Annotated in this window: 6 protein-coding genes; 5 read left to right on the forward strand and 1 reads right to left on the reverse strand. The window is 57.5% G+C overall.

All coding sequences use genetic code 11. The features are described 5' to 3' along the window. Positions 1-86: 86 nt before the first annotated feature. Complete coding sequence (locus tag ACRESD_RS16625; RefSeq protein ID WP_431751922.1) at positions 87-1463, reverse strand: glutamine synthetase family protein; 1377 nt, start codon at positions 1461-1463, stop codon at positions 87-89. A gap of 598 nt (positions 1464-2061) precedes the next feature. Between ACRESD_RS16625 and ACRESD_RS16630 the strand changes: the two genes are divergently transcribed. The 5 genes from ACRESD_RS16630 to ACRESD_RS16650 form a co-directional block, all read left to right on the forward strand. Beyond that, positions 2062-3420: a glutamine synthetase family protein gene (locus tag ACRESD_RS16630; RefSeq protein ID WP_135290680.1), complete on the forward strand. Its 1359-nt coding sequence runs from the start codon at positions 2062-2064 to the stop codon at positions 3418-3420. A gap of 58 nt (positions 3421-3478) precedes the next feature. Next, positions 3479-4843 (forward strand): aspartate aminotransferase family protein, encoded by a 1365-nt coding sequence (locus tag ACRESD_RS16635; protein ID WP_431751923.1) that lies wholly within the window; start codon positions 3479-3481, stop codon positions 4841-4843. Between the two features lie 194 nt (positions 4844-5037). Then, positions 5038-6132 (forward strand): polyamine ABC transporter substrate-binding protein, encoded by a 1095-nt coding sequence (locus tag ACRESD_RS16640; RefSeq protein ID WP_431751926.1) that lies wholly within the window; start codon positions 5038-5040, stop codon positions 6130-6132. Between the two features lie 151 nt (positions 6133-6283). Then, the gene (locus ACRESD_RS16645; protein ID WP_431751924.1) at positions 6284-7378 is read left to right on the forward strand and encodes a polyamine ABC transporter substrate-binding protein; all 1095 of its coding nucleotides are present in this window, start codon (positions 6284-6286) and stop codon (positions 7376-7378) included. A gap of 72 nt (positions 7379-7450) precedes the next feature. After that, the coding region (locus ACRESD_RS16650; RefSeq protein WP_431751925.1) for an ATP-binding cassette domain-containing protein at positions 7451-7748 on the forward strand (298 nt) is incomplete at its 3' end.

The following is a 7748-nucleotide window of genomic DNA, read 5'->3' on the forward strand; positions in this document are numbered from 1 at the left end:
GATGAATCCACCTCGGTCTGCCGGAAGAACCCATAAAAAAACGCCACAGACCAAAGCCTGCAGCGTTTTTCAAATGCAGCCGCCGTTTAGACGGTATGCAGGTACCAGTTGTACTCAAGGTCGGAGATGGAGTGTTCGAACTCTTCCAGCTCACTTTCCTTACAGGCGACGAAGATATCGATGTATTTAGGATCGATGTACTTGGCCATGACCTCGCTGTCGTCCAACTCGCGCAGGGCATCACGCAGGTTGTTCGGCAGGCTCTGTTCGTTCTGCTCGTAGCTGTTGCCTTCCACCGGTGCGCTTGGCTCGATCTTGTTGGTCAGGCCGTGGTGCACGCCTGCCAGGACCGAGGCCATCAGCAGGTAAGGGTTGGCGTCGGCACCGGCCACACGGTGTTCGATACGTACGGCATCGGACGAGCCGGTCGGTACGCGAATCGCTACGGTGCGGTTGTCCAGGCCCCAGCACGGCGAGTTCGGCACGTAGAACTGTGCGCCGAAACGACGGTAGGAGTTGACGTTAGGGCACAGGAACGCCATTTGGGCGGGTAGGGTCTCGAGCACACCGCCGATCGCGTGACGCAATGCGGCGTTCTGCTCGGGATCCTCGCTGGCAAAGATGTTCTTGCCGTCCTTGTCCAAGACCGAAATGTGTACGTGCAAACCGTTGCCTGCCTGGCCTGGGTAAGGCTTGGCCATGAAGGTGGTGTCCATCTCATGGTCGTAGGCGATGTTCTTGATCAGGCGCTTGAGCAGTACGGCGTAGTCGCAGGCCTTGATCGGGTCGGCCACGTGGTGCAGGTTCACTTCGAACTGCGCCGGGGCACTTTCCTTGACGATGGCGTCGGCCGGGATGCCTTGCTCTTTTGCACCTTCCAGGATGTCCTGGAGGCAGTCGACATATTCGTCGAGGTCGTCGATCAGGTAGACCTGTGTCGAGTGCGGGCGTTTGCCGGAGATCGGCGAGCGGGGCGGTTGTGGGCGGCCGTTCACGTTCTCCTGGTCGATCAGGTAGAACTCAAGTTCGAAAGCGGCGCAGATGGTCAGACCAAGGTCATCAAATTTGCTTACAACTTGGCGGAGCACTTCGCGCGGATCGGCGAAGAAAGGTTCACCTTCAAGTTCGTGCATGGTCATCAGCAGTTGCGCGGTGGGGCGCTTTTGCCAGGGTTCATTGCACAGGGTGTCGGGGATTGGATAACAGATCCGGTCAGCATCACCGATGTCCAGACCCAGGCCGGTGCTTTCCACCGTCGAGCCGTTGATATCCAGGGCAAATAAAGAGGCAGGCAGGTTAATGCCCTTCTCGTAAACCTTGTGGAGGCTGGTGCGTTCGATGCGCTTACCGCGCACCACACCATTCATATCCGCAATTAGAAGGTCTACGTACAGAACCTCAGGATGATCCTTAAGGAACGCGTTCGCTTCGTTAAGCTGAACGGCACGCGGGGGTACCGACATGATGCAACACCTTTGTTGTTAAAAATATCAATCATTGATCTTTTCTGGTTTCAGTCAACCCGAACGGCATGCCGAAGTCAAGCGAGGCCTTTTTTGCCCTAAAAAAGCGCTACGAGGGCATTTTTGGGGCTTTTTGGGGCGGTTTTTGGGGTTTGAACGGCTTGGGACTAGCAGGCTTGAGCGGGCCGTGTTGTATTTTTTACGGGGGTGTTGTGTAAAAAAATGAACAAGGCTAAGCTCGATTCAAACCCATAACAGCAATAATACCGGGGTGCTTCATGTTTCTCCTGCCGCCCAACGGCGTCTTGGCCTGCTTCAGCCGGGCTGTGTCATCCGTAAAATCTTCCCGCGTGAATGCTCGCGTACCGGCCAATATTCTTGACGCCCCGGCCCACCTCTTTTTTGCCCCCTTGCTTGCCGCCCAATGGCGTGCGCCCAGCATGCTGCTCAAGATTGCGCACAACTTTGGCGTGAGGAATGCAACGTCGCAGCAAATGGCAGGTAAGCTCCTACCCTGAACGAAAAAACGACGCGGATGCTGCGTCAACCAACGCCTGGCCTTTTAATGGACGCCAGGAAACCCAGCCCAGAGGCATTTATGAGTAACAACCTCGACCAGCTCACCGATTGGTTGAAAGACCACAAGATCACAGAAGTCGAATGCATGATTGGCGACCTCACCGGCATCACCCGGGGCAAGATCTCGCCGACCAACAAGTTCATCGCCGAAAAAGGCATGCGTCTGCCTGAGAGCGTGCTGTTGCAGACCGTGACCGGCGACTATGTCGAAGACGACATCTATTACGAATTGCTCGACCCGGCCGACATCGACATGATCTGCCGCCCTGACCAGAACGCGGTGTTCCTGGTGCCTTGGGCCATCGAGCCGACCGCCCAGGTGATCCACGACACCTACGACAAGCAAGGCAACCCGATCGAGCTGTCGCCGCGCAACGTGCTCAAGAAAGTCCTCAAGCTCTACGCCGACAAAGGCTGGCAGCCCATCGTGGCGCCGGAGATGGAGTTCTACCTGACCAAACGTTGCGAAGACCCGGACTTCCCGCTGCAACCGCCGATTGGCCGTTCCGGTCGTCCGGAGACCGGCCGCCAGTCCTTCTCTATAGAAGCGGCCAACGAATTCGACCCGCTGTTCGAGGACGTCTACGACTGGTGCGAATTGCAGGAACTGGACCTCGACACGCTGATCCACGAGGACGGCACCGCGCAGATGGAAATCAACTTCCGTCATGGCGATGCCCTGTCCCTGGCCGACCAGATCCTGGTGTTCAAGCGCACCATGCGTGAAGCCGCGCTCAAGCACGACGTGGCCGCCACCTTCATGGCCAAGCCGATGACCGGCGAGCCCGGCAGCGCGATGCACCTGCACCAAAGCATCATCGACATCGCCACCGGCAAGAACGTCTTCTCCAATGAAGACGGAACCATGAGCCAGCTGTTCCTCAACCACATTGGTGGGCTGCAGAAGTTCATCCCTGAATTGCTGCCGTTGTTTGCCCCCAACGTGAACTCGTTCCGCCGCTTCCTGCCCGACACCTCGGCGCCGGTGAACGTGGAATGGGGCGAAGAAAACCGCACCGTCGGCCTGCGTGTACCGGATGCCGGCCCGCAGAACCGCCGTGTGGAAAACCGTCTGCCGGGCGCCGACGCCAATCCGTACCTGGCGATTGCCGCCAGTTTGCTGTGTGGCTTCATCGGCATGGTCGAAGGCCATAACCCGAGCGCGCCCGTGGTGGGCCGTGGTTACGAGCGGCGCAACCTGCGCCTGCCGTTGACCATCGAGGACGCCTTGGAGCGCATGGAAAACAGCAAGACCATCGAGAAATACCTGGGGCAGAAATTCATCACCGGCTACGTCGCGGTCAAGCGGGCCGAGCATGAAAACTTCAAGCGCGTGATCAGTTCATGGGAGCGGGAATTCCTGCTCTTCGCCGTCTGATGCGCCGGGCGCGCTGTGGGAACAGCGCGCCCTCACCTGAAACATCTAGGAGATTGGTATGTCCAGCAACAACCCGCAAACCCGTGAATGGCAAGCCTTGAGCAGCGATCATCACTTGGCGCCGTTCAGCGATTTCAAGCAATTGAAAGAGAAGGGCCCACGGATCATCACCAAAGCCCACGGCGTTTACCTGTGGGACAGCGAAGGCAACAAGATCCTCGATGGCATGGCCGGCTTGTGGTGCGTGGCGATTGGTTACGGTCGCGATGAACTGGCCGACGCCGCCGCCAAGCAGATGAAAGAACTGCCGTACTACAACCTGTTCTTCCAGACCGCGCACCCGCCGGTGCTGGAGCTGGCCAAGGTGATTTCCGACATTGCACCGGCCGGCATGAACCACGTGTTTTTCACCGGCTCCGGCTCCGAAGGCAACGACACCATGTTGCGCATGGTCCGCCACTACTGGGCGATCAAGGGCCAGCCGAACAAGAAAACCATCATCAGCCGCAAGAACGGCTATCACGGCTCCACCGTGGCCGGCGCCAGCCTGGGCGGCATGACTTATATGCATGAACAGGGCGACTTGCCGATTCCAGGCATCGTCCACATCGCCCAGCCGTACTGGTTTGGCGAAGGCGGCGACATGAGCCCGGAAGAGTTCGGGATCTGGGCCGCCAACCAGCTTGAAGAGAAGATCCTGGAAGTCGGCGTAGACAACGTCGGTGCCTTTATTGCCGAGCCGATCCAGGGCGCGGGTGGTGTGATCGTGCCGCCTGAGACTTACTGGCCGCGCATCAAGGAAATCCTCGCCAAGTACGACATCCTGTTCGTTGCTGACGAAGTGATCTGCGGTTTCGGCCGTACCGGTGAGTGGTTCGGTAGCGACTTCTACGGCCTCAAACCCCACATGATGACCATCGCCAAGGGCCTGACCTCGGGTTACGTCCCCATGGGCGGTCTGATTGTGCACGACGATGTGGTTGCCGTGCTGAACGAAGGCGGTGACTTCAACCACGGTTTCACCTATTCCGGCCACCCGGTGGCAGCGGCGGTGGCCCTGGAAAACATCCGCATCCTGCGCGATGAAAAAATCGTCAGCCGTGTCCACGACGAAACGGCACCGTATTTGCAGAAACGTCTGAGGGAACTGGCTGATCACCCGTTGGTGGGTGAAGTTCGTGGTGTGGGTATGCTCGGGGCAATTGAGCTGGTGCAGGACAAGGCCACGCGCAAGCGCTATGAAGGTCGGGGCGTGGGCATGATCTGCCGTACGTTCTGCTTCGAGAATGGCCTGATCATGCGCGCCGTGGGCGACACCATGATCATTTCGCCATCGCTGGTGATCAGCAAGGCTGAAATCGACGAGCTGGTGACCAAGGCTCGCCAGTGCCTGGACCTGACTTTGGCGGCATTGCAGGGCTAAGTGCTAGGCTCAGAACGCAGCGGCTCTCGGGCGCTGCTTTCTGAGCAGTTATAAATGAGGCTTTGGTTGAAAGCCGGCCTCGGAACTTGCCAGACTGTCGCCCTGTTTTGTTGCCCTTAGACGGGCCGCTTAACGATGAAGAACGTGGCCCAAAAAAGAAAAAATTGGAGCATCACCAAATGAAGGCATTAGGTTTGAAGAACGCTGGCAAGACCCTCCTCGCCTTGTCCCTGATGGGCGCAATGGCGAGCGCGGCCCAGGCCGACGACAAAGTGCTGCACGTCTACAACTGGTCCGACTACATTGCACCGGACACCATCGCCAACTTTGAAAAAGAGTCTGGCATCAAAGTGGTGTACGACGTTTTTGACAGCAACGAAACCCTGGAAGCCAAGTTGCTGGCAGGCAAGTCCGGTTACGACATCGTCGTGCCGTCGAACAACTTCCTCGCCAAGCAGATCAAGGCCGGTGTCTACCAGGAGCTGGACAAGTCCAAGCTGTCCAACTACGGCAACCTGAACAAATCCCTGCTTAAAGCCGTGTCGGTCAGCGACCCGGACAACAAGCACGCCTTCCCGTACATGTGGGGCTCCATCGGCATCGGTTATAACCCGGAGAAGGTCAAGGCTGCGCTGGGCGTGGACAAGATCGATTCGTGGGACGTGCTGCTCAAGCCTGAGAATATCGCCAAGCTGAAAAGCTGCGGTGTGAGCTTCCTCGATTCGCCAACCGAAATGCTGCCGGTGGCGCTGCATTACCTGGGCCTGCCGACCGATACCCAGAAGAAAGCCGACCTCAAGCAAGCCGAGGACCTGTTCCTCAAGCTGCGCCCATCGATCGGTTACTTCCACTCGTCCAAGTACATCTCGGACCTGGCCAACGGCAACATCTGCGTCGCCGTGGGTTACTCGGGTGACGTACAACAGGCCAAGTCCCGCGCGGCCGAAGCCGGTGGCAAGGTGAAAGTTGCCTACGACATTCCGAAAGAAGGCGCCGGTAGCTTCTACGACATGGTCGCCATCCCTAAAGATGCCGAAAACGTCGACGCTGCCTACAAGTTCATGAACTACCTGCTCAAGCCGGAAGTCATGGCTGGCATTACCAACAGCGTGCGTTTCCCGAACGGTAACGAGAAGGCTACCGCACTGGTCGACAAAGACATCACCAGCGACCCGGGCATCTACCCGCCAGCGGATGTGCAGGCCAAGCTCTACGCCATTGCCGACCTGCCGGCTGCGACCCAGCGTGAAATGACACGCAGCTGGACCAAGATCAAATCGGGTAAATAAGCCCTGAAACCTGTGGAGGGGCAGTTTGACTGCTCCTCTCACAAATTAAATGACAGAAAGTTTTGCCGGATCGGTTTATCGAGGGTAAGTTGCGCGCCGGTTTTGTTGCCGGGCAACAACTTTGGGCCCAACTATTTAAGAGGACCTCCACTTGCCAATTTCTTTATTTCGCAAAGCCATGCTGGTGGGTGCAGGTATCACGCTGGCGATCAGCGTGCAGGCTGCGCCGACTGTGCATATTTATAACTGGTCGGACTACATCGGCACCGACACCCTGGCCAACTTCGAAAAGGCCACCGGCATCAAGCCCGTGTATGACGTGTTTGATTCCAACGAAACCCTGGAAGGCAAGTTGCTGGCCGGACGTACCGGCTACGACGTGGTCGTACCGTCCAACCACTTCCTCGGCAAGCAAATCAAGGCCGGGGCGTTCCAGAAGCTCGACAGGTCTTTACTGACTAACTATTCCAACCTTGACCCGGCGCTGCTCAAGCGCCTGGAAAAGAACGATCCGGGTAACCAGTACGCCGTGCCGTACCTGTGGGGCACCAACGGCATCGGTTACAACGTCGACAAAGTGAAGGAAGTGCTGGGCGTCGACCATATCGATTCCTGGGCCGTGCTGTTCGAGCCGGAAAACATGAAGAAGCTCGCCACGTGTGGCGTATCGTTCATGGACTCGGCGGATGAAATGCTGCCGGCGGTGCTCAACTACATGGGCCTGAGCCCCAACAGCACCAACCCCGAAGACTACAAGAAGGCCGAAGAAAAGCTGCTCAAAGTGCGGCCCTACGTGACCTATTTCCATTCTTCCAAATACATTTCCGACCTGGCCAACGGCAACATCTGCGTGGCCGCAGGTTTCTCCGGCGATGTGTTCCAGGCCAAGGCCCGTGCAAAAGAAGCAGGCAAAGGCGTAAACATCGCCTACGCGATTCCGAAAGAAGGCGGCAACCTGTGGTTTGACGTGCTGGCGATCCCCAAGGATGCCACCAACGTCAAAGAGGCCCACGCCTTCATCAACTATTTGCTGCAACCTGAGGTGATCGCTCAGGTCAGTGATTACGTCGGTTATGCCAACCCTAATCCGGGGGCGGACAAACTGATGGAGCAATCGATACGCACTGACGCAGCGGTTTACCCACCGCAGGCGGTTCTCGACCGGACATTCGTCAACTTCGAGCTACCCCCGAAAGTGCAGCGTTTGATGACCCGTAGCTGGACCAAGGTCAAGACGGGCAAGTAAGACTCAAGGCTCAAACTATCCAAGGTTTCGCCCGTATTGGTCGAACAGAAAATTTTGTTGGGAGTTTCGCAAATGGCAGTTGCCTCCGGCGCCTATAAGAAAGCCCTCGAGGGCGACCAGACACCGAAAAAGGTGTTGGTCAAAATCGACCGGGTCACGAAAAAATTCGACGAGACGATTGCCGTGGACGATGTGTCCCTGGAAATCAAGAAAGGCGAGATCTTCGCCTTGCTCGGCGGTTCGGGATCGGGCAAATCCACCTTGTTGCGCATGCTCGCAGGCTTCGAGCGCCCAACGGAAGGTCGCATCTACCTCGACGGGGAAGACATCACCGACATGCCGCCCTACGAGCGGCCGATCAACATGATGT

It is taken from the genome of Pseudomonas sp. (genome assembly GCF_050739995.1).
Taxonomy (GTDB): Bacteria; Pseudomonadota; Gammaproteobacteria; order Pseudomonadales; family Pseudomonadaceae; genus Aquipseudomonas.

Coding starts and splice junctions, on each gene's coding strand:
- ACRESD_RS16625 (WP_431751922.1), bottom strand. CDS start 1,463: ATGTCGGTACCCCCGCGTGCCGTTCAGCTTAACGAAGCGAACGCGTTC.
- ACRESD_RS16630 (WP_135290680.1), top strand. CDS start 2,062: ATGAGTAACAACCTCGACCAGCTCACCGATTGGTTGAAAGACCACAAG.
- ACRESD_RS16635 (WP_431751923.1), top strand. CDS start 3,479: ATGTCCAGCAACAACCCGCAAACCCGTGAATGGCAAGCCTTGAGCAGC.